Annotated in this window: 25 protein-coding genes; 14 read left to right on the top strand and 11 right to left on the bottom strand. The window is 53.5% G+C overall.

From position 1 onward, the window contains the following. Positions 1–30 precede the first annotated feature (30 nt). From KWG64_RS17585 to KWG64_RS17575, 3 genes are read left to right on the top strand one after another with little or no spacing between them, the layout of a single operon-like run. The gene (locus KWG64_RS17585) at positions 31–1,107 is read left to right on the top strand and encodes a putative FMN-dependent luciferase-like monooxygenase (protein WP_218522647.1); all 1,077 of its coding nucleotides are present in this window, start codon (positions 31–33) and stop codon (positions 1,105–1,107) included. Continuing rightward, positions 1,104–2,213: an alkylhydroperoxidase domain protein gene (locus KWG64_RS17580; protein ID WP_218522646.1), complete on the top strand. Its 1,110-nt coding sequence runs from the start codon at positions 1,104–1,106 to the stop codon at positions 2,211–2,213. Before KWG64_RS17585 ends, KWG64_RS17580 begins: the two co-directional genes overlap by 4 nt. Further along, entirely contained in the window at positions 2,206–3,066 is an 861-nt protein-coding gene (locus KWG64_RS17575) for a VOC family protein (protein ID WP_218522645.1), read from the top strand. Before KWG64_RS17580 ends, KWG64_RS17575 begins: the two co-directional genes overlap by 8 nt. Positions 3,067–3,722: 656 nt before the next feature. Here KWG64_RS17575 and KWG64_RS17570 read toward each other — a convergent pair. Genes KWG64_RS17570 through KWG64_RS17560 form a run of 3 tightly spaced genes read right to left on the bottom strand, consistent with a single transcriptional unit; the run spans position 3,723 to position 5,981 of the window. Continuing rightward, positions 3,723–4,658: a phosphatidate cytidylyltransferase gene (locus tag KWG64_RS17570; protein ID WP_195814081.1), complete on the bottom strand. Its 936-nt coding sequence runs from the start codon at positions 4,656–4,658 to the stop codon at positions 3,723–3,725. Further along, positions 4,655–5,305: a 1-acyl-sn-glycerol-3-phosphate acyltransferase gene (locus KWG64_RS17565; RefSeq protein ID WP_195822803.1), complete on the bottom strand. Its 651-nt coding sequence runs from the start codon at positions 5,303–5,305 to the stop codon at positions 4,655–4,657. The genes KWG64_RS17570 and KWG64_RS17565 overlap by 4 nt, the downstream gene beginning before the upstream one ends. Continuing rightward, entirely contained in the window at positions 5,289–5,981 is a 693-nt protein-coding gene (locus tag KWG64_RS17560; RefSeq protein ID WP_218522644.1) for a CDP-alcohol phosphatidyltransferase family protein, read from the bottom strand. The genes KWG64_RS17565 and KWG64_RS17560 overlap by 17 nt, the downstream gene beginning before the upstream one ends. Positions 5,982–6,275: 294 nt before the next feature. Between KWG64_RS17560 and KWG64_RS17555 the strand changes: the two genes are divergently transcribed. Both KWG64_RS17555 and KWG64_RS17550 read left to right on the top strand, forming a co-directional pair. Further along, on the top strand, positions 6,276–7,757 hold the full coding sequence (locus tag KWG64_RS17555) for a sugar ABC transporter ATP-binding protein (protein WP_218522760.1): 1,482 nt from the start codon (positions 6,276–6,278) through the stop codon (positions 7,755–7,757). A gap of 11 nt (positions 7,758–7,768) precedes the next feature. Continuing rightward, positions 7,769–8,764 (top strand): ABC transporter permease, encoded by a 996-nt coding sequence (locus KWG64_RS17550; RefSeq protein ID WP_195814330.1) that lies wholly within the window; start codon positions 7,769–7,771, stop codon positions 8,762–8,764. 607 nt (positions 8,765–9,371) lie between these two features. Here KWG64_RS17550 and KWG64_RS17545 read toward each other — a convergent pair. Both KWG64_RS17545 and KWG64_RS17540 read right to left on the bottom strand, forming a co-directional pair. Then, positions 9,372–9,941, bottom strand: a complete 570-nt coding sequence (locus tag KWG64_RS17545; protein WP_218522643.1) for a GNAT family N-acetyltransferase — start codon at positions 9,939–9,941, stop codon at positions 9,372–9,374. A 25-nt stretch (positions 9,942–9,966) separates the two neighbouring features. Next, positions 9,967–10,536 carry a helix-turn-helix domain-containing protein gene (locus tag KWG64_RS17540; protein ID WP_218522642.1) on the bottom strand — a complete coding sequence of 190 codons (570 nt, stop codon included), beginning with the start codon at positions 10,534–10,536 and terminating at the stop codon, positions 9,967–9,969. 178 nt (positions 10,537–10,714) lie between these two features. Between KWG64_RS17540 and KWG64_RS17535 the strand changes: the two genes are divergently transcribed. The 9 genes from KWG64_RS17535 to KWG64_RS17495 are packed head-to-tail and all read left to right on the top strand — an operon-like array spanning position 10,715 to position 17,619. Continuing rightward, the gene (locus KWG64_RS17535) at positions 10,715–11,569 is read left to right on the top strand and encodes a MerR family transcriptional regulator (RefSeq protein WP_218522641.1); all 855 of its coding nucleotides are present in this window, start codon (positions 10,715–10,717) and stop codon (positions 11,567–11,569) included. Next, positions 11,569–12,021 carry a nuclear transport factor 2 family protein gene (locus KWG64_RS17530; protein ID WP_195814087.1) on the top strand — a complete coding sequence of 151 codons (453 nt, stop codon included), beginning with the start codon at positions 11,569–11,571 and terminating at the stop codon, positions 12,019–12,021. The genes KWG64_RS17535 and KWG64_RS17530 overlap by 1 nt, the downstream gene beginning before the upstream one ends. Further along, positions 12,021–12,737, top strand: a complete 717-nt coding sequence (locus KWG64_RS17525; protein ID WP_195814088.1) for an SDR family NAD(P)-dependent oxidoreductase — start codon at positions 12,021–12,023, stop codon at positions 12,735–12,737. Before KWG64_RS17530 ends, KWG64_RS17525 begins: the two co-directional genes overlap by 1 nt. A 1-nt stretch (position 12,738) precedes the next feature. Beyond that, positions 12,739–14,094 (top strand): NAD(P)/FAD-dependent oxidoreductase, encoded by a 1,356-nt coding sequence (locus KWG64_RS17520; RefSeq protein ID WP_218522640.1) that lies wholly within the window; start codon positions 12,739–12,741, stop codon positions 14,092–14,094. Then, positions 14,091–14,807, top strand: a complete 717-nt coding sequence (locus KWG64_RS17515; protein ID WP_195822797.1) for a DUF1365 domain-containing protein — start codon at positions 14,091–14,093, stop codon at positions 14,805–14,807. The genes KWG64_RS17520 and KWG64_RS17515 overlap by 4 nt, the downstream gene beginning before the upstream one ends. A 2-nt stretch (positions 14,808–14,809) precedes the next feature. Next, the gene (locus KWG64_RS17510; RefSeq protein ID WP_218522639.1) at positions 14,810–16,042 is read left to right on the top strand and encodes a cyclopropane-fatty-acyl-phospholipid synthase family protein; all 1,233 of its coding nucleotides are present in this window, start codon (positions 14,810–14,812) and stop codon (positions 16,040–16,042) included. Further along, positions 16,039–16,533, top strand: a complete 495-nt coding sequence (locus tag KWG64_RS17505) for a DUF2878 domain-containing protein (RefSeq protein WP_218522638.1) — start codon at positions 16,039–16,041, stop codon at positions 16,531–16,533. Before KWG64_RS17510 ends, KWG64_RS17505 begins: the two co-directional genes overlap by 4 nt. Beyond that, a complete protein-coding gene (locus tag KWG64_RS17500; RefSeq protein ID WP_218522637.1) occupies positions 16,533–17,060 on the top strand; it encodes a chalcone isomerase family protein in 528 nt (175 codons plus the stop codon). Before KWG64_RS17505 ends, KWG64_RS17500 begins: the two co-directional genes overlap by 1 nt. Positions 17,061–17,082: 22 nt before the next feature. Next, complete coding sequence (locus tag KWG64_RS17495; protein WP_255562217.1) at positions 17,083–17,619, top strand: DUF3833 domain-containing protein; 537 nt, start codon at positions 17,083–17,085, stop codon at positions 17,617–17,619. A 21-nt stretch (positions 17,620–17,640) separates the two neighbouring features. Here KWG64_RS17495 and KWG64_RS17490 read toward each other — a convergent pair whose 3' ends face one another. The 6 genes from KWG64_RS17490 to KWG64_RS25820 form a co-directional block, all read right to left on the bottom strand. Continuing rightward, positions 17,641–18,090: a hypothetical protein gene (locus tag KWG64_RS17490; RefSeq protein ID WP_218522636.1), complete on the bottom strand. Its 450-nt coding sequence runs from the start codon at positions 18,088–18,090 to the stop codon at positions 17,641–17,643. After that, a complete protein-coding gene (locus KWG64_RS25825) occupies positions 18,083–18,928 on the bottom strand; it encodes an RHS repeat-associated core domain-containing protein (RefSeq protein WP_218522635.1) in 846 nt (281 codons plus the stop codon). Before KWG64_RS25825 ends, KWG64_RS17490 begins: the two co-directional genes overlap by 8 nt. Before the next feature lie 512 nt (positions 18,929–19,440). Then, positions 19,441–19,782 (bottom strand): RHS repeat-associated core domain-containing protein, encoded by a 342-nt coding sequence (locus KWG64_RS17480; protein WP_218522758.1) that lies wholly within the window; start codon positions 19,780–19,782, stop codon positions 19,441–19,443. 35 nt (positions 19,783–19,817) lie between these two features. After that, a complete protein-coding gene (locus tag KWG64_RS17475) occupies positions 19,818–20,369 on the bottom strand; it encodes a hypothetical protein (RefSeq protein WP_218522634.1) in 552 nt (183 codons plus the stop codon). 409 nt (positions 20,370–20,778) lie between these two features. Next, a complete protein-coding gene (locus KWG64_RS17470; protein WP_218522633.1) occupies positions 20,779–21,162 on the bottom strand; it encodes a hypothetical protein in 384 nt (127 codons plus the stop codon). A gap of 1 nt (position 21,163) precedes the next feature. After that, positions 21,164–21,891 (bottom strand): RHS repeat-associated core domain-containing protein (locus tag KWG64_RS25820; protein WP_218522632.1); only part of this gene is annotated, 728 nt, incomplete at its 5' end.

The raw sequence follows: 21,891 nt of genomic DNA, 5'->3' as shown, positions 1-21,891 counted from the left end.
TCAGCACATGAAAAAGAAAAGAGGGACATTATGAGCAGCAAACGTCTTGGGTTTTTCACACGACTTCTGGATAACACCAGCGCGCAGGAACGTTACCGGCTGGCGACTGAGCAAATTATTCACGCCGAACAGCTGGGTTTTGACTCCGCATGGGTCGCGCAGCACCATTTTCACGAAGCGGAAGGCGGCCTGCCCGCACCGCTGGTTTTCCTTGCACAGGTCGCGGCGCATACCCGCTTTATCCGTCTCGGCACCGGCGTGATTACGCTGCCGATGGAAAATGCGCTGCGCGTGGCAGAAGACACCGCCGTGCTGGATTTACTTTCCGGCGGGCGGCTTGAAATCGGGCTGGGTTCCGGCGGCACGCCGTCGTCATTTCTGCCGTTCGGCTTTGAAAGCAGCGAGCGCGGCGCGGTGTTCAGCCATAATCTGCAAACCCTGCTGACCGCCTGGCGCGGCGAACCGCTGGCGGGCACCGATAACCGGTTGTATCCGGCGGCTCCGCATCTGGAAAAACGCGTCTGGCAGGCCACATTCTCGGTTGACGGCGGCGCACGCGCCGGTAAATCCGGAGACGGGCTGATGCTTTCACGCACCCAGCCACGCCCGGCGAATGCGCCAGCCCTGCGCCTCGATGAACTGCAAAACCCGATTATCGATGCCTATCTCGACGCGCTGCCGGAAGGCATTGCGCCGCGAATCATGGGCTCACGCACGGCGTTTGTGACAGAAAACGGTAACGAAGCCCGCGAACTGGCGCAAAAAGGTTTACGCCGTCAGGCCGAAAATCACCGGGCCAGCGGGCAGATTGTTCAGGGCGATACGCTGGACGATTACATCCGCGTCTTCGACGTGCATCTCGGCACCGCGGAGCAGGTCACCGCCACGCTACAGGCCGACACCGCGCTGGCCCGCGTCACCGATCTGGCATTTCAGGTGCATTCTATCGATCCGCCGCATCCTTACATTTTACGTTCTATTGAACTCATCGCGCGTCACGTTGCGCCCGCCCTCGGCTGGGTTCGCCGCACGCCGCAGCGCCGTGTTTCCGCTTCTTCCGCCGACCCTACGTTCTCAAAGACTGCATCTGCACAGGACAACTTATGACCACTTATTCGACTGACCTGCTGGAAAAACTGGCTGAAATCGCGCCGTCTTCTGAACTGAAACAGGCACGCGACACCCGCGACGCCGCGACCCGCCACGCGCAAGGCAGCTATGATGCGCTGTTTACCGAACAGGACGGCGTGGATTTCACGCTGGCCGAGCGTCTGCGTTTAGCGCAAAACGTCGCGCGCTGGCACGGCGATTCACAGCTCACCAATCACTATTCTGAGCGTTTACAGGATTTGCCGGACATCGACGAAACCGCCCGTCTCGACGCCGCGCTGACTCACGGCGAACGCCTGAGTTACAAGCCCGCCAGCGCCACGCCTGCGCATTTGCAGGCACTGAAAAAAGCCGGCTGGTCGGTGGATGCCATCGTCACGATTTCGCAGCTGATTGCTTTCGTCAGTTTCCAGAGCCGCGCGCTGCGCAGCTACCGTCTGATTGGCGGTAAACCGGTGGAAAACGCCAGCAATAAACCGGTTGGCGCCGCGTTCTGGCGCACTGAGCCGAACACCCACAGCGGCCGCGACGCGCCGCAGGCTTTCACGCAGGAAGAGCTTGGCTGGGAACCGTGGATCCCGTCCAAAAGGCTGGAGGAATTTGATGAAGCCCAGCAGGCGATTCTGGCGAAATTCGGCCATACGGATTCCGACTATTTCCGCCTTTTAGGCCGCAACCTGCCGGTGCTTGAGCAACGCACGCTGACCGACAAAGGCATTTTCTACACGTCCGGCGGCCTGCCGCGCAAAGAGCGCGAACTGGCGGCCACCGTGGCCAGCAAAATTAACGGCTGTATTTACTGTGCGTCGGTGCATTCGCGTAAAGCCAGCCAGCTTTCCAAACAAACCGAAGACGTTCAGCGGCTGATCGACACCCCGCCGGGCGGCATTCTCAGCAAGGAACAATCCCCGCGCTGGCAGGCTGAAATTGATTTCGCCGCCGCGCTCTCCGCCACGCCGCCGGTCGCCTCGCCGGAACACATTAAGGCACTGCGCGATCAGGGTCTGAACGAACTGGAAATCGTCGATCTGGCGCAGTCTGCGGCGTTCTTCGCCTGGGCAAACCGCCTGATGTTAACGCTGGGAGAACCGTTTAATGACTGATTCACAGACTTCTCAACGCCCGGTTCCGCAGCTCGATCACGTGGTGATTAACGTCGCCGAACAGCTTAACGGTGCCGAGCAGCAGTTCCGCCGTCTCGGTTTCCAGCTCACACCGCGCGGCCATCACTCGCTCGGTTCCAGCAATCATCTGGCGATTTTCGGCGAAAACTATCTGGAACTGCTCGGCTTCGAACCGGGCAATGCGCATACGCGTAAAGATCTCTGGCAGGCTCCGCTAGGCCTCACCGGTCTGGTGTGGAAAACGCAGAATTCGAACGCCGTGTTTGATCATCTGCAACAGCAAAACATTGCGGGTTCGGCACCGGCAGAATTCTTCCGCCCCGTGGCGCTTAACGACGGCACTTCGCCCAATGCCCGGTTCCGCACGGTCCCGCTGGCCGCCGACCGCGTTCCCAATGGCCGAAGTTTCTTTTGCCAGCACCTGACCCCGGAACTGGTGTGGCGCACCGAGTGGCAAAACCACCCTAACGGCGTCGCGGACATCACCTGTTTTGTGATTTCCGCCGCCTCCCCGCAGGCCGCCGCGAAAGTGTACGGCGAACTGTTCGGCGCAGAAGCCTTACAGACGAATGCTGAAGGCGTGACTTTGCGCGCCGGTCGCGCAACCGTCCGGTTTGTGACGCCACAACAGGCGCAGGCTGAATTTGGCATCGTGCCGGAGGGAGAAAACGGCAGTGCGCGGATGGTCGGGTTGGAGTTTGCGACCCGGTCGCTGGATGCCGTGCGCAATAGCCTGCGCGTGGGGGAAATTTCGTTTAGTGACTTAAACCGTCGGGTTTTGGTTCGCGCAGCGGATTCGCTGGGAGTGGCGGTGAGATTTAGCGAAGAATAAATTCAATATCAAGACCTTGGGTTGCCACCCAAACCGGCCTCAAGGGTGGTCTATCGCCACCACCCTTGAGAATCCCGGGCTCTTAAACTGCGCGCTGCCGCTTGCTGGCTATGTTTCAGACACAATAGTGATTGCCGCGAAAACTTGCCGCTGCGCGGTTCCCTTACTCGGTTTCGAGCCATGGGTCTCGAAACACTTCGCTCGGCAAGCTTTCTGAAAGCGGCTGGAGGCTTATCAAAATTCAACGGCATTCAGTTTTCTTACTAAACTTTTGGTAAAACCGACTGCTTATTTTTTAAATGACAATCAGCGGTGAGGTTGCGAATTAGAAAACTGTGGCCGCTTTCAAAACGACGTTGAGTGAGCGGTGAGAAACGGCGAGAGTCTTTTCTGAGCAGGTTCGAACCCGAAGCGAAAGTACCGCGCAGCGGCGGCGTTTGCGGCACTAGCCGGAGTTGCTGAAACATAGCCTGCAAGCGGCAGCGCGCAGTTGAAAAGCGCGGGTGTCCAGAGGGCGCGCGCGTTAACGCGCCCTTTGGGCCAGTTTGGGCGGCGAGCCCAAGGTTTTGCGGGTTTGGGTGGCAACCCAAGGTCTTGCCGGTTTAGGTGGCAACCCAAGGTCTTGCCGTTTTGGGCCGCCCTCAAAGCCCTCACCTTCAGGTGAAGTAAAACCTGATCAGGTGGAAAAACACCGGTGCTGCAAAACACAACGAATCAATACGATCCATCATGCCACCGTGCCCTTCGATCATCGCGCCGAAATCCTTCACGCCGCGGTCGCGTTTAATCGCCGACATACACAAACCCCCGGCGAAACCGAGTAAAGTGATGACCAGCGAAATCAGTGCGGCCTGCCACGGGGCGAACGGGGTGATCCACCACAGCAACGTCCCGACCAGCGTGGCGCTGAGGATGCCGCCGACAAAGCCTTCAAGGGTTTTGTTCGGGCTCAGACGCGGCGCAATCGGGCGTTTGCCGAACAGCTTGCCGAACACGTACTGCAACACGTCGGAAATCTGCACCACAATCATCAGGAACAGCAGCAGTTTGATGTTCTGGTTTTCATAACCGGGAATGTTCAGCATCAGCAAGGCAGGCGCGTGGCTGATGCAGTACACCGCCAGCATCATGCTCCACTGAATTTTCGCGCTGCGTTCGAGGAAGTTGACCGTGTCTCCGGCCAGCGCCATGCGGGTGGGGATAAACAGAAACGCGTAGACCGGAATGAAGATCGCAAACGTGCCGTACCAGCGTTCGCCGACCAGCAAATATTGCAGCGGCAGCATAATGAAGAAACACCAGAACAGCGCTTCATGGTCACCGCGCCGGGTGGGCGTCAGCGTGATGCATTCGCGCAAGGCCAGAAACGACATCACGGCAAACAGCAGCGTCGAGCCGATCGGGCCGAACCACATTGCCATCACCGATAAAATACACATCATCCACCAGGCGCGGATGCGGGCATTGAGGTTGGCGACGACCGGCGTATTACCTTTCACCAGCGCGATCAGATAGCCCAGAATGCTGGCAATCAGCAGCAGGCCGAACAATCCGCACAGTAAATAAACTAACGATTTATCCTGAAAATTCATGGTGCCAGTGTCTCCAGAGCAGCCCGCGCACGAAGCAGAAATTCCGCTTTCTCTTCCCCTTCCCGGATACTTTCAACCGGTTCGCCAAACGTCGCCGAACACAGAATGGGCACCACCAGACGGGAGCCTTTCGGCAGCACACGGTTGAGGTTTTCGAGATAAACCGGCACCAGTTCGACATCCGGGTTCATTTTCGCCAGATGCCAGATCCCGCTTTTAAACGCCGAGATCTCCTCGCCGTTGCCACGGGTGCCTTCCGGGAAAATAATCAGCGACTGGCCTTTTCTCAGCGGGTCGTTCATCAGTTCCAGCGCATTGTTCGGCTGTTCCGACTGTTTTTCAGCAGGACGCCGTTTAATCAGCACCGCATTAAACACACGGCGCGCAATGTAACGGCGCAATTTCGAGGAGAGCCAGTAATCTGCGGCCGCTACCGGACGAACCTGCGGACGCAGATGACCGGGCAGGCTGGCCCAAATCACCATACCGTCGAGATGGCTGGAGTGATTGGCGTAGTAAATGCGGGCCTGTTTTTCAGGCAAAGGTGCCAGCCAGCGGGCGCGGACGCCGGTCAGCAGACGGCAAAGCCGCACCAGAAAACCGGCCACCAGCCGGCCGTCCAGCGGTAATTTAGTGCGAGGTTCCATCGTTATCTCCCTCAGTTCCGGCCTTTTCATGCAGTTCACGCAAAATACGCGCACCGCGACGCCAGCAGGTCACCAGTGCGCCGAGCGTAATGACCACCAGACAAATCAGCAGCAGAAGTTGCCCCCACTGCGACGGCAGGAAAATCGCAATCACCGCTCCCGCACACAGAATCGCCATGCGATGCTGTTTTGCCATCGGCCCGAGAAATTGCTGTTTCAGCCCGCACGTTCCGCCCAGCAGACGCAAATACGCTGTCATCAGCGCCAGCAGCGCCGCAATCCAGCCCAGCGTGACTGCTTCCGGCATCGCCACCAGACCATAACCGACGCCCGCCAGAATCAGCGTATCGGAAACGCGATCCGGTAATTCGTTGTAAACCGGCCCTGCCGGGCTGGCCATGCCGCCTTCCACCGCCACCATGCCGTCGAGCAGGTTGCAGATGAGCCGCCCCTGAATCATCAGCGCCGCCAGCAGGAGAAGAAATCCGCGCCCGAAAGCGGTTTCACAATAAAATGCCAGCAGAAAACACAGCCCGGACACCAGCGCAAAACCCATGCTGGCCACGGAAATCTGGTTCGGCGTAATGCCTTTATTCTTTAACCAGACCGCACTGTTTTTGGCCCAACGTTTATCCCGGGTGGCGATCGGCCGCCGATCCTTGAGATTTAAGTCCATAAATAATATCCCTTTATTACTGAAAACTGATGACCCTGATTTTTATAAGCCTTTGTAAGGCATCCAGATAATAGTGAAGTTGCCTGCGCGGTGAAATGTTTTTGTTCAGCCCTCACCCTGAAACCTTCCCGGCGGCTTATGCCTGTTTGAGCATTCCTTAGATCTTTTAATTGGTTGATTAAATCACACAATATGTTAAAACTCTGCTACACCGCATTTTAGACGGCTAAACGTCTGAAGCTCCACATCCCCCGTTTAGAAGGCCAACGTCCAGTGACCGCTTCCCGTCTTGAGATGCGCAACATCTCGATTTCATTTGCCGGTTTTCCCGCGCTTCGCCAGGTTGATTTTACGCTGGAAGGCGGATCCGTCCACGCGCTGGTCGGTGCAAACGGCGCCGGAAAATCGACGCTGATGGCTGTGCTTTCCGGCACGCACGATCATTACACCGGGCAGATCACCATCGACGGCGAGCCGGTGAACATTAAACTCCCGCACCACGCGCGCGCTCACGGCATTCATCTGGTCCAGCAGGAAGTGGATGTCGCGCTGGTGCCGACGCTGAATGTCGCCGAAAACATCATGCTGGACCGGCTTTCCGAGCCCGGCCATCTGCATAACTGGCCGCGTTTATACCGTCAGGCTCAGTTGCTGATCGAACAGCTTGGCCTGAACATCAGCCTGAAAGCCCGTATCGAAAACTGCACGCTGGCCGAGAAACAGCTGATATTGCTGGCGCGCGCGTTATCGCATAAATGCCGTTTCCTGATCCTCGATGAACCGACCGCCCCGCTCGATCAGGCAGAAAGCGCCCGTCTGTTTGCGCTGGTGCGCAAGCTGAAAGACGCGGGTATGGCGGTGGTCTTTATCTCCCACCGCATTCATGAACTGCGCGAAATCTGCGACCGCATGACGGTGCTGCGCGACGGCCGTCTGGTCAGCGATGACAGCATGGACGGCCTGAGCAACGAGCAGATTATCGAGAAAATGATCGGCCATCAGCTCGATGATATTTATCCGCCACGCCGTCCGCCGCACAGTGGCGAAACGCTGCTGCATATTCACGGCATGCATGACAAAGACAAACTGCGCGATATCTCGCTGCGCCTGCACCGGGGTGAAATCCTCGGGATTGCCGGGCTGGCGGGTGCCGGGAAAACCGAGCTGTGCAAAGCGTTGTTTGGCGCGACGCCCAGCCAGGTCGAAAGCGGTGAGCTGAACGGCAAACCGTGGAAGCCGAAAGAACCGCATCTTTCCGTCGAACAGGGTCTGGCGTTAGTGCCGGAAGAACGGCGCAAGGAAGGGATTTTCATTGATGAAAATATCCCGATGAACCTCAGCGTCACCGCTGACGATTCGTTTTCGCGCTGGAGTATTTTCAGTAAACGCCAGTCGCTGTCGTGGGCGAAAGACATTATCAGCCGCTTAGGCATTCGCGCTTCCGGGCCGATGCAGAAGCTGGCGAGGCTTTCCGGTGGTAACCAGCAAAAAGTGGCTATCGGAAAATGGCTGCGCAGTGAGAGTCAGGTGTTGATTTTTGACGAACCGACCAAAGGCGTAGACATCAAGGCCAAAACGGACGTGTTCAGGCTGATTGACGGCCTGGCGCAACAGGGAAAAGGCATTATTTATGCTTCCGGTGAGTTCGCCGAACTGGTCGGTTTATGCGACCGCATTCTGGTGTTATGGGATGGCCGCATCGTGGCCGAACTGGACGCCGCAGACGTCGACGAAGAAACCTTATTAGTCTATTCAACCGGAGGAACACCCGCGTGAGCAAAGCCGTGGTGAGTAAAGAAAGTACATTGGCAGCGGGTCAGCCCTGGCGTCATCAGCTGTTCGAATTTTTGTATAAATGGGGCATGTTGCTGACCGTTGTGCTGCTGATCGCCGGTTTTGGCGTGGCCTCGGACAACTTCCTCGAACCATCGAACATCATCAATATTCTGCGTTCCATCGCCATCGTGACGGTGATTGCCATCGGCGTATCGATTTCACTTTCGGTCGGTGGCTTTGATTTGTCGGTCGGTTCAACGGCGTCGCTCGCCAATGCGCTGGTGATTTCGATGTTTGTCTGGCACGGGTTTGGCACAACAGAAGCGATTCTGATCACACTCGCATTGTGTACGCTGGTCGGTCTGTTTAACGCCTTCCTGATTGTTATCCTGAAAATCCCTGACATGCTCGCCACCCTCGCCAGCCTGTTCGTCATTCAGGGCGCGGCGATGACCTACAGCTACGGCGGGTCGATCACCGAAAACATGTTACTGCCGAGCGGTGACATGGCCGAAGGCACCGTTCCTGCGGTGTTTAGCCTGCTGGGTCAGGTACCGGTGATTGTGATCGTGATGGCGGTCGTGACCGTCGCGGTACAACTGTTTATGTCCCTGACCAAGCATGGCCGCCGCATGTACGCCATCGGCGGCAACCCGCTGGCCGCGCGCCTTGCGGGGATCCGCACCGCGCGTTACCGCGTGATTGCTTACGTGATTTCATCAGTTCTGGCAGGCGCAGGCGGCATTTTGCTGGCGTCGCGTATCGGTTCTTCGCAGGTGAACGCCGGTGGCGGTTATCTGATGGACGCCGTCGCCGCCGCGTATATCGGTTTTTCCCTTGCCGGTTCCGGCAAACCCAATGCATTAGGAACGCTGCTCGGCGCAGTGATTCTGGGCGTTTTGTCGAACGGGCTGGTGATGTTGTCGGTGCCGTATTATGCGATGGATATTATTAAAGGGCTGGTATTGGCGGTGGCGCTGGCGTTGACGTATATACAGAAGCGGTAGGAGATAGCGGTTAGCCGCCGCTGTTTCGGCTTGACGTTTTGAAGGGATCGAGGAAGTTTCGGTTTTTCAATAGCAGTGATCGCATAGCTTTTCGCGCCGAAACCGACCAGAGAAGCCCAGGACAGGGCCTCTCTGGTCGGTTTCGCGTCTTTTTTACTGCGCGCTGCCGCTCGTAGGCTATGTTTCAGCGACTGTTGTTATTGCCGCAAACGCCGCCGCTTCGCGGTACTTTCGTTTCGGATTCGAACCAGCTCGAAAAAAGACTCTCGCCTTTTCTCATCACTCACTCAACGTCGTTTTGAAAGCGGCCAGGGGCTTATTTAAATTCAAATGCAGACAGGTTTTAATCTTTTAGAGAGGTAATTTGGCGCTTTCAGAAAGCTTGCCGCGCGAAGCGTTTCGAGACCCACGGCTCGAAACCGAGTAAGGGAACCGCGCAGCGGCAAGATTTCGCGCCACTCGCCGGGACAACAGAACATGTCCATCGATCCAGCGATAGCGCGCAGTTAAAAAAGCGCAGAGTCCAGAGACCCGCGCGTTACCGGGTCTTTGGTCGGTGTGGGCCGACGCCCACGACCTTGAAGTTGAAGTTGAAGTTGAAGTTTCTTTACTCCTCCCCTGCCCCCCCTGCCAGCACCTTAAACATCACACTCGTCGACTCCAGCACGCCTCCCGTCGACATCGCGTAATGCGGGATCACGCCGCTCAGCGTAAACCCCTGATTCTCATATAACGTCTGCGCCGGGCTGCCGGTCACGGTATCGAGCACCAGCAGCGTTTTACCTTCCCGGTGCGCCAGCGCTTCCACTGCGTCCATCAGCTTTTTCGCCACACCTTTACGGCGTCCTTGCGGATGCACCATCAGTTTCACCACATCGCCGCGATGCGCGCCGTTGGCGGGCTGATCGACCACCAGCTGGACAGTACCGATGATTTTTCCGGCTTCGCGGGCGACCAGAAGGCGCTTTTCGCCACGCTCAAAAGCAGGCAATAATTTTTGCCAGAACGCCTGCGCCTGCACAAACCCTAACGGCAGAATGAACCCGATGCTTGCGCCGAGCGCCACCGACTGCATCAGGGTTTCTGCCAGCGCGTCCAGATCCGCCTCCGGCAAAACGCCGCCCTGCACTTCGCTTATCGCTATATCGTTTATCGCTGCTGCCCTGCCGTTTTGCATAATGATGAACCTTACTTTGTCAGATTTAAGGACGTGAAATCACAATGGCGTAGCGGGCATCCGCCGGGCCGGGAACGTGGAATGACGAGGTGCCGTGAAGATGGAAACGCAGGCAATCTCCGGCCTCAAGCCGGTAAGTGCGTGAATCAAGCGTGAACTCCAGAATGCCTTCCAGCATCCAGATATGCTGCTCGAGGCCGTCCACCGGCGGGGAATCATACGAAATCGTGGCACCGGCTTTTAACGTGCCGGAGATCAGTTCTGCGCGAAAACCCGGTGCGGGCGAGGAAACCGAGCGGCGCTCAAAACCGGTTTCGCGGTCATGCCACACCGGCTGCTGCGCGGCACGGATAAGCTCCGGCGGGTTATCTTCCAGCGCCATCAGGAGGCGCGAGGTGGTCAGCCCGTACGCCGCGCTCAGTTTGCCCAGCAACGACGCGGTCGGGCTGGTTTCTGCACGCTCCACACGGGAAAGCGTTGCCCGGCTGATGCCCGTGCGCTGCGCCAGTTGTTCCAGCGACCAGCCCTGGCTGACGCGTAATTCCGCCAGCCGTTCGGCCAGACGCAGATCGTGACTGTCCTGCCCTTCTTCCATTGCGTTCTCCTTGCAAAATCTCAATACAGGGAAAATATCTCTCATTTGAGAAAATCGCAAGTTAAAATAATGTAAGCGGAAAGTATTAGCCAAGTTGTACAAAAATAATAAAGTTGTACAGCTTTCAGTTCAGGCGCTAGAGTTACGATAAGTTGGATGAATATTTTTGGATTTAACTATGTCTCTTTACAGCATCGGCGAAGTCGCCCGAATTTGTGGTATCAACCCGGTCACGCTTCGCGCATGGCAACGCCGCTATGGCTTGCTTAAACCGCAGCGCACCGAAGGCGGCCACCGCCTCTTTAACGATGATGATCTCGACACCATCCGCACCATTCTGGGCTGGATCAATCGCGGCATTCCCGTCGGCCAGGTGAAATCCCTGCTGGAAGGCAAAGTCGAGGCATTACCCGGCGGCTGGTCGCAGGGGGAACACCGTCTTCTGACCGCACTTCAGGACGGACGCAGCAACAAAGTACGTCAGCTGATTATCGAACTGGGGCGGGAATATCCGGCGGCCTCGTTTGTGAATAATATTTTGCGCCCGTTGCGTGAGCGTCTGAGTTCCGGCGATTCACGGCTGCTGATGATGCGCAGCCAGCTCGACGGACTGATCATCGAGCACGCGGTCATGTGCATGAATGCCGCGCGTAAACGGCCGGGAACTCCGGCAACGCTGACCGGCTGGGGGCACACCGACAGTACCGAGCTGTGGCTCGAAGCCATTGTGCGTTGCGAAGAAGGTATGCAGGTTGAAATCCTGCCGGTTCCGCTGGATGAGCCGCATCTGGAAAACCTCAGCGGCTCGCAAATATTGTTGTGGTCGGAAGGCAAGCTCACGCAGATCCAGCGCCAGCGCCTTCTGAACTGGGTGGAACAAGGGCTTTCGATCATTCTTCTGGGCAGCTCGGCGGTTATTCTCAGCGCCGGAGAAGATGAATCTCACGAAGCCCCTGAGCCGGCGCTTTTACCGCATGACGAAAGTCACACCATTCTTCAGATGGTGCCTGTGCGCAAAGAAGGAAAAAAATAATGATTAAACATTTTCCTGAGCCCGCCATTGCCCCCGACGTTTTGTCGCGACTTTGCGAATTTTATCATCAGCTCGAGATGAGCCAGCTGCCGCAGCTTTCACGCATCTATCACCCGCATGTGGTGTTTATCGATCCGGTTTCGCATTACGACGGCGTGGACGCGCTCGAGCGCTATTTCTCGCAGTTGCTCAGGAAAGTGAATTATTGCCGCTTTGAAATTCAGCCCCCGCTGTTGCAGGGCGACGAAGCGTCCCTGTTCTGGCAGATGGAGTTTTCCCATCCTGCACTAAAAAAAGGCCAGCCGATGTTTCTGCACGGCGCAAGCCATATCCGCCTGAGCGATAACCGCGTGATTTATCAGCGCGATTATTACGACCTCGGCGCGATGTTGTATGAGCATCTGCCGGTACTCGGTGGCGCCGTCCGCGTAGTCAAAGCCAGGTTGAAATAATGCGCCGCGTTCTGATTACCGGTGCCAGTTCAGGTATCGGAAAACAGCTGGCACAGGATTATGCCGCCGAAGGCTGGGAAGTGACGGCGTGCGGGCGCAGCCTGGAAAAAATCCTCAGCACGGCAGCCGCCAGCCCGCTGATTATTCCGCTGTGTTTTGATATCACCGATTTGACCGCCACGCGTCAGGCGTTACACGACGTACAGGCCGATTTAGTGATTCTGTGCGCCGGAACCTGTGAATACCTGGATAACGGCGTAGTGGAAGCCGAAAAAGTCGCCCGCGTGATGAACGCCAATTTCATCGGCCCGGTCAATTGCCTGGACGCCCTGCTGCCGGGTCTAGCAGCCGGAAGTCGCGTGGCGATCGTCGGTTCCACCGCCTGGCTTTTACCCTTTTCGCGCAGTGAAGCGTATGGCGCATCGAAAGCCGCACTGGCCTTTTTCGCACGTTCACTGAGCGTCGATCTGGCTCCGCGCCAGATTCACATTTCGCTGATCCAGCCGGGATTTGTGGAAACGCCGCTGACGGCACGGAACAATTTTCCGATGCCGATGATGGTGACCGTCACGCAGGCTTCTCAGCACATTCGAAAAAAACTGGCGCGCGGTGCCAGTGAAATTGCATTCCCGCCGCTTTTTGCCGGTTTCCTCAGGGTGGCGTCTTTGCTGCCGGTGAGCCTGCAAAAATGGTTATGTCGGAAAATGGTGAAATGAAATGACAATAAAAGTGGCGATCGTGGGAAGCGGCATTTCGGGCCTGAGCTGTGCGTGGATGCTGGCGAAAAGCCAGCCCGGCTGCGAGATCACGGTTTTCGAATCGTCGGCAACGCTAGGCGGGCATACTGCCACGCAGGACGTGATTTCAGACGGCAAAGCCTACGCCATCGACACCGGTTTTATTGTCTACAACTCGCGGACGTATCCGCATTTCATCGCCCTTTTGCGCGAACTGGGCATTGAAGGCCAGCCGACGGAAATGAGTTTTTCCGTGCGCAATCCGGCCAGCAAGCTTGAATATAACGGGCATTCTCTCAACAGCCTGTTTGCCCAGCGCCGCAATCTTTTCAGGCCTCAGTTCTGGCGCTTTATTTTCGAGATCCTGCGCTTTAATAAGCTCTGCAAAGCGCGCCTGCTGAACCCGCACAATGACGAAGATACGCTGGCCGATTTGCTCGATCAAAATGGCTTTTCGCCGTTTTTCGCACTGCATTATGTGTTGCCGATGGGTGCCGCGATCTGGTCGTCCTCGCTGGGCGATATGGCGAATTTTCCGCTGTCGATGTTCCTGAGATTCTTTGATAACCACGGGCTGCTTGATGTGACAAACCGTCCGCAATGGATGGTGGTGCCGGGCGGTTCGCGGGAATATATCCGCCACATACAGGCGCGGTTACCGGCCAGCGTGAAACTGCTGACGGGTGCGCCGGTGACTCAGGTCATCCGTTCGTCCTGCGGTGTCGTTGTGCATTCCGCGCAGGGTGAGGCACATTTCGACCAGGTCATTTTCGCCTGCCATTCCGATGAGGCGCTGGCGATTTTGGGCGAACAGGCGACGGCTGACGAACGCGACATTCTCGGTGAGCTGCCTTATCAGGCTAACGACGTGATTTTGCATACCGATACCCGCCTGCTGCCGCGTGAAAAACGTGCCTGGGCGAGCTGGAATTATCAGTTGCCGAATACGATCGGCGACGCCCTGCGCGGCGACATGCGCGATGGCAATCCGTCGAACACCCGCCGTGCGAGCGTGACCTACAACATGAACATCTTGCAGGGGCTGGACGCGCCGAAAACCTTCTGCGTTTCGCTCAATCCGCTGACGCCGGTTGACGGCAGCAAAGTCCTGTTCCGCGCGACCTATATGCATCCGGTGCTGAACGTCGCCAGCCATCACGCGCAGCAGCAGCGTTACCGCATCAACGGCGTCAACCGCACCTGGTTCTGCGGCGCTTACTGGTACAACGGTTTCCATGAAGACGGCGTTAACAGCGCCCGCGACGTGGCCGAACAGCTGGCCCTGCAACTTGAACGCGAAGACACCGCCGGGCAGGCCGAACGGGAGGCGTCATGAACAGCACGTTGTACGTCGGCACCGTGCGCCACCGGCGGTTTACGCCAGTCGAGCACCGTTTCGATTACGACATTTTCATGCCGCTGATTGATCTCGATGAGCTGGAACAACTGCCTGCACTCGGCGTAAAGCTGGAACGTTTTTCGCCGGCCAGCTTTCGCCGAAAAGATTATCTGGGCGGCGGCGACATCAAAACCAAAGCGCAGGACAGAATTGCCGAACTGACCGGCGATCGCCCCGACGGACGGGTAATGTTGCTTTGTCAGCTGTGTTATTTCGGCTGCTATTTCAATCCGGTCAATTTCTACTACCTTTATGATAAGACCGGAATTTTGCGCTGGATGCTGGCCGAGGTGCGCAACACGCCCTGGAATGAACGCCACACCTACGCCGTGCTGCCCGACGGTTCGCAACCGGTCCCGAAAGCCTTCCATGTGTCGCCCTTTAATCCGATGGACATGGTCTATCACTGGCGTCTGACACCCCCGGGAAAAGAATTACATATCACTATCGAAAATCACCGCAAAGAACGGGAATTCGATGCTGCCCTGTCGCTGACCGCCCGCCCGCTGACCCGCGACGCGTTGCGCCAGCAATTGTGGCGGCTGCCTCTCATGACCGCGAAAACCGCCCTGACCATTTACTGGCAGGCGGTAAAACTGTGGCTGAAACGGGCACCTGTTTATTCTCATCCTCCCGTTGATAAGGACTGACCATGAGCCAACCCGAAGTGCAACTCGCCCGCGAAGGGGCGATGAACCGGCGCAGCAAGGCTGCACGCGCACTGATTCTCGGCGTATTAAAAAATCTGAATGGCGCAGGGTTAACGCTGCGTGAACCGGGTGAAGAGGCGGTCTTTTTTGGCGACGCGGCGGCCCCTTTGCAGGGCGAAATCGAAGTCCACGATCTGCGGGCTTACCGGCGGGTTTTGCTCGGGGGAAGCATCGCGGCGGGCGAAAGTTTTATTGATGGCGACTGGACGACGCCCAATCTGACGGCGGTTCTGCAACTGCTGGCTGAAAACATGAAGCTGGTGGATAAAATCGAAGCGCGTCTGAGCTGGCTGAGTACGCCGCTGAACAAGCTGATTCATTTATTCCGCCGCAACAGCCCGACGCAGGCACGCAAAAATATCTCCGCACATTACGATCTCGGCAACGATTTTTATCAGGGTTTTCTGGATGAGAAGATGCTCTATTCATCCGCCTGGTATCAGACCCCGCAGATGTCGCTCGAACAGGCGCAGGAAGCCAAAATGCGCCGCCTGTGCGAGCAACTGCAACTGCATGCGGGCGACCATCTGCTGGAAATCGGCACCGGCTGGGGCGCGATGGCAGAGTTTGCCGCGCGGGAGTACGGCTGCAAAGTCACCACAACCACCATTTCCCGCGAGCAGTTTCAGTACGCCCGCGATCGTATTGAGAAAGCCGGACTGAGCGACCGCGTCACCGTCCTGTTTGAAGATTACCGTTCCCTGCGCGGCCAGTTCGACAAACTGGTTTCCATCGAAATGATCGAAGCCGTCGGGAAACGCTATCTTTCCACTTTCTTCAAACGCTGCAACGCCCTGTTAAAACCGCAGGGAAGGCTGGCGATCCAGGCGATCACCATTGCCGATCAGCGTTATGCCAGCTACAGCCGCAAAGTCGATTTTATCCAGCGCTACGTTTTTCCCGGTGGCTTTCTGCCGTCCGTCACCGCCATGAATGAAACCATGACCCGGTATACCGGGCTGGTGGTACGTGACCTGTTCGACATCGGCTTTGATTACGCCTGCACGCTGCATGAATGGCGCGAACGGGTACAGCGTTACTGGAATGCCCAACCGGACGGCGTTCAGGACGAACATTTCCGCCGCCTGTGGCTGTTTTATCTGTGCTACTGCGAAGCCGGATTCCGCGCCCGCACCATCAGTACCGTGCAGCTTATCGCCGAGCGACGCGGATGAAATCGTGGCGCTTCTGGCTGCTGACGCTGGGCTTTGATGCCTGGTGGACGCTGGCCGTTTGGGGGCTCGACCGGTTTATTGTTTTTCTGCTGATCAGCAGTTTTCTGATGCTGGCGTTCACGCCTTCGCCCCGCCGCTTATGGGTGGCGGTCGCCTGCACGCTGGGCATCATGCTTGATTCGCTGTGGTGCATTGCCGGCCTGTTTGAATTTACGGATTCGCAGGCCGTTCCGCCGTGGATGATGGCGCTCTGGCTGGGGTTCAGCGCGTGGTGGCTGTGGCTGCTTGGCGTAATACGTCTCGCGTGGTACTGGTTGATCCCGCTTGGCGCGGTCAGCGGGCCGCTGGCGTATTTCCTCGGTATGCAGCTTGGCGCGATGCAGCTCATCGCCGCACCGGTTTACGTCTGGCTGGCACTCGCCGCCGGATGGGCCGTCTTCCTGCCACTGGTAAGCCTGCCGGTATTGTTGCGTAACGCGCGGAGAGCCTGATGAAACGTTTTTTACTGCTGGCAATCCCGCTGCTGCTTTCATTCTCCACCCTCGCCGCCACACCCTGGGATCACTGGCGGCAGGTCGGGCGCGCCACGCTGAGCTGGGGGCCGTTTGAAGTTTACAACTCACAGCTGCTGACGCCGGAAGGCCATTATCAGGCGCAAAAATGGCCGCAGGCGTTAGTGATCGACTACCTGCGCAGCATTGACCGCGAGGAACTGACCAAAGCCACGGAAGAGCAATGGCAGGCACTCGGACTGCTGGAACAGGCACGGAAAAATGACTGGCTGAACCGCGTTGAAAAAATCTGGCCGGACGTCAGTAACGGCAGCGAAATCGTTTTTCTGGCCGATGAGAACGGCGGCCAGTTTTACAGCCGCGCGCCCAACAGCGTACTGATCCAACCCATCGGCGAACCGTTCAACCCGGCGTTTCGCGACGCATTTCTGGCGATCTGGCTTTCACCCGCCACGCAATATCCTGATTTACGCAGCAAGCTCATCGGCGCGACAGCGTCCGATTAATGTTCATCCGACCGGAGGTTTTATGACTGCCCTGCGCAAAATGCTTCTTCCCCTTCTGGCGGCCTGCGCGCTGCTGCTGACCAGTTGCAGTGCCAGCATCAAAGATTATGCGCAAACGCAGCCCGCGCTGGATATCTTCACCTATTTTGCCGGTGATACCGTGGCATACGGCATGGTGCAGGATTACAGCCATAAACAGACCCGGCGTTTTACCGCCAAAATTCATGGTGACGTGGTGGCGGATACGCTGACGCTGCACGAGGATTTTGTGTATGACGACGGCGAGAAACAGACCCGCGTCTGGCGCATCCGAAAACTCGCGGACGGCCGTTATACCGGTACGGCGGGTGACATTATCGGCACCGCGACCGGGCAATCGGCGGGGAATGCGTTCAACTGGAAATATGTAATGGACGTAAAATCAGGCGGCAGCACGTACCGCCTGACCTTCGACGACTGGATTTACCAGCAGGACGAACAGCATCTGTTTAACGTCACGTCGCTGAGAAAATTCGGCGTCGAAGTGGCGCGGGTGACACTGTTCTTTGAGAAGAAGTGAGGGGTTAAATATGGGTAGTATTCATGATCGAGTGCACCGAGCCCTAAGGAATTCATTTACAACCGGGTCGATTTTTTCCTTTGATGCCAATTCATAAAAATAACCACACGATAGATTAAAGTCATCTCCAGATGACACAATAAAAACAGTATCCGATGATGTTGGATCATTCATAATATGAGTATTCGTCACCACCCAAAAATAAGGAAACTTTCTATCTCCGGTAGGAATCCCGAGAAGATCATAACTAAACCCTTTATTTTTAAATGCACTTTTTATATAAAGAGGCGTTACTTTAAAACCAAGTGTAAAAGGAGGGCTATATTGTTGCTTCGCTGCAAACCCTTGTAGTTTTGCATACAATGACTTATTAGCTAATTCACCGTAGCTAAATAGATGGTGCACGTACAAACCTCCAAGGATAAAAGGGAATGTGCATAATAAAATATACGCTAAGCATCCTTTATTCATTGCGCACTCCCGGGTTAAGTGTTTGTATATCTGAAGGTAATGGAGCTCCTTTGGGGAAGTTTCTCCCCGAACTATCTGACACCATCCCTGCTACATACCCAATCGTTGGTGGAAGCTGTGGATATAGCCCATTAAATATAGCTTCAAGCATAATATTATTTGCCACACTCGCAGAAGAGAAGGCATCGCTAATCATCGTTGCACAATTATGATTGGCTTTATTATAGTCTCGAGCATTTTGTTGATAATTTTTTTCTATAAAATCTCTCATTTTTTTCTCTTGCTCCAAGTTGGTTTTTAATATGTATGCTTTCGTATCTCTTTTCATTGCCTGAGAATTAAGATAATCACTCGTACTCGAACCATACATTGTTCTGGTTGAATAGCTGTAAACACCATGTCCAGAGAATGCTAACGCTGAATGTCCTATCGGATTTCCTTGTGTTGCCCCACCAACCAGTACCATGGTATCTAATCCCATAGGGTCAATTAAGCTAACTGGATTATTATTAACGTATGAATAAACGTTCCACCCCCCTCTCAACCCAATCGGATCCTGCGTAATATATCGTCCCAGCGCCGGGTCATAATAACGGTGGCGGTTGTAATGCAGCTCCGATTCCTCGTCGTAATGCTGGCCCTGCATTCTTATTGGCTGGCGCAGTTTGTACGGGTTGAAAATATCTACCGCGTTGCCCCAGACGTCTAAAATCGCGTCCCATTCCACCTTGCCGGTTTTGTGATTAATCAGCGCCACCGGCGTGCCCAGGTGGTCGCAGTGGTACAGGTGCAGTTTGAGTTCACCGGCGTCCGGCAGCAACCAATGTAATAAAAACAACTAATGACACACCCAGTATTAAATATATTTTTTTCATAAACCACTCGATGTTAATCCAGACAGGAATCTACTACTAACATCTACTATCACATAAATCGAAAGAATTAAAAACACTAACGAAATGTATAAAAGCTTTGACTTATTTAGTTTCAGAATAAAAAAACAAGCTATGGAAATGGTCGAGCTAGAAATTGATATGAAATACATTAAAAAATATTCATTACTATTTACCAATGTTATATTGTCGACTAAAAAAGAGACAAGAGAGAAAATAACATTGAAAGAAAAAATAATTATATTCATCTTGAGGTTCCACTTTTACTGGTTGTACTACTCCCTCTACTTGAAGAACCAGAAAAACCTATTGTGTTTTTTATATTAGGTCTCTGTGGTATGTTTTTTGCTTCTATACCTGGTGCTCTCCTGAATTCCCTCTGGCTCCAACTTCTGCAAATATCATCATAACCATAGATGCTGTCTTTTGATTTGCCTACTTTGTCATCCATTGCTTTTTAAAAGATATCATTCTGCTCTTTGGTCGTTTTCTTATAAAAATTAATTGAACCACCATGCTCAGTATCTTTATAAACATTTCCATAGGGGAAATCATCCATCCCATAGCTATATGAATCATATTCTGCGTTGGGGTCTCCGATATTTATACTTTGGTGAAGTTCTGGCTCATCAGGTGAAGCGCCCTCTATCCATATATCCAAACCAAGGGATTCAATCAATTGAATCGGCTTGCTGTAAAAATAATCATATAAATCCCACCCCCCTCTCAGCCCAATCGAATCCTGCGTAATATACCGCCCCAACTCCGGGTAATAATGACGATGGCGGTTGTAATGCAGCCCTACATTCTTACTAACTGGTGAAGTTTATCTCACTAAAACAGTATCGATGAAGCACAATACTTTGCCCAACTTTCGTAAAGATTTGTATTACTTAGTTCCCTTTTATCAGATATCGAACCCATGTAATATGTGTCATTTTCTTTATTCTTTCCTATGATAAAAATATGTTTTTCAGGCCCTTGCTCAGGAATAACGTCTAATTTACACCATGCCCTGTCTGCTTTTGTGTATTTTGCATGTATAAACCCAAGCCCTTCAGTTGTCGCTTTTGTTATCAATTCCTTCCTGAATTTTTCACCTTCATTTTTTTCTAGATCAAAAGACACATAAAAAAAATGAGCTTCGACATTTATAAAATAATTAATATCTTCGGCATCGACTGGGAAAAATAATGGCAACCAAGAATTAACCCCATCGTCCTCAGGGATTTCACTACGTGTTGCAAAATAGCTATTCGTGGTTCCATTATCCAAAACCCCACTTACGATCAGTGTCAGATAACTAAAAATAGCGAGCAATATCAAAAAATAGCAGACTGGCAGGAGCATCTTATTTATTAGGCACACTGAAAATTCATTACTCATTATAGAAATCCTTCATCTTGCATGATTTTTCCGTTGATATTTAAATATATTAAACAGCCTAACAATTTATTATCTCATTAAATATTTTCTCACCAAATTACATGCTCTATCCTTTTTAATACACTTATATAAATATACCTCTCCACCTCCTCCCATCACATCTACATTTTCCATAGAGACGAGATCTTCAAAAAAGATACCTCAATTACTTCATGGCTGTTTTCAATTTATAAACCTCATTTTTTTTGGGGGAACAATGTCCATGAATTAGCCTATACCCAAGCCTCGTCATTCGTTAAAATAACTTGACTCGCAACGAAACTTATCATTAATAATAAAACCAAAAAACCACGCCACTTTCATTTTATTTTTGAAACTCCATTTCCAGATTTTTTAGTGTTATATTTCTTCAAATCCCGCTGAGCAATTCTGTAAACTTGTGTTTATTAATAAAAGTTGTAGTGTGGCCAGCGGTGTTAACAGCACCATTTGAATCTATAAAGTAGATTTTTGTATCAATTACAACCAAGGCACGTATTTCTTTATCATTAAATTCAATGAATTGATCATCATTGATATCTAATAAAACTTTCAATGTTTGCACATTTTTTTGAGGGACATTTCTAGCCCCATAAATAACAGTTTTCTCCAGTATCGATTCCTTAGTTACAGGATTGTAAGTTTGCGTATCAAATGGGCCCGGAAAATAATAGAATGCATTATAATTAGCCAAAACTGTCATAGGAGTTACCATTGAAAAGGCAATAATTAACTTAACTATGTTTCCTTTCATTTCAATACCTTGTCCTTTGTGGTAAACCTAATTCTTTTCTTATTGTGTTCTCATTCTTCTTAACATTATTCATCATACCTTTACCATCATCATTATCTCCCATTACATGCCCTATTTCATGCCCCAGAACCACACTCAACGGAGATGCTTTCATTTCGCAGTGTTGATTCTTTTTCGTTGCTACACAGGCGGTAAGCTCATTTTTTACATCAATATAAATTTTAAATTCAGTGGGGTCATAACATGTATTTCCATCTGATGGCCTGGCTCCTGTGATAATATATTTATGTTCGGAGTCCGTCATTTTCTGGATCATGCTATGTCCATGTTTTGTTCCATTTAGGGTGTTATACGCTCCTTTTAAGGCCGCTTGAGTACCCTGATCACCCTCAAAGGCAATCGTGAGACCCAATGGATCCATTCCCAGAACCGGGTCCAACGGATACGAATATAAATTCCACCCCCCTCTCAACCCAATCGGATCCTGAGTAATATACCGCCCCAGCGCCGGGTCATAATAACGGTGGCGGTTATAATGCAGCCCTGATTCCTCGTCGACATGCTGGCCCTGCATTCTTATGGGCTGCCGCAGTTTGTACGGATTAAAAATATCTACCGCGTTGCCCCAGACGTCTGAAATCGCGTCCCATTCCACCTTGCCGGTTTTGTGATTAATCAGCGCAACCGGCGTGCCCAGGTGGTCGCAGTGGTAAAGGTGCAGTTTGAGTT

Origin of the sequence: Rahnella sp. PD12R, assembly GCF_019200965.1 — a bacterium.
Lineage (GTDB): Bacteria > Pseudomonadota > Gammaproteobacteria > Enterobacterales > Enterobacteriaceae > Rahnella > Rahnella laticis.
Note: the sequence above shows the minus strand (reverse complement) of the source record. Positions and strands in the feature narration are given on the sequence as shown.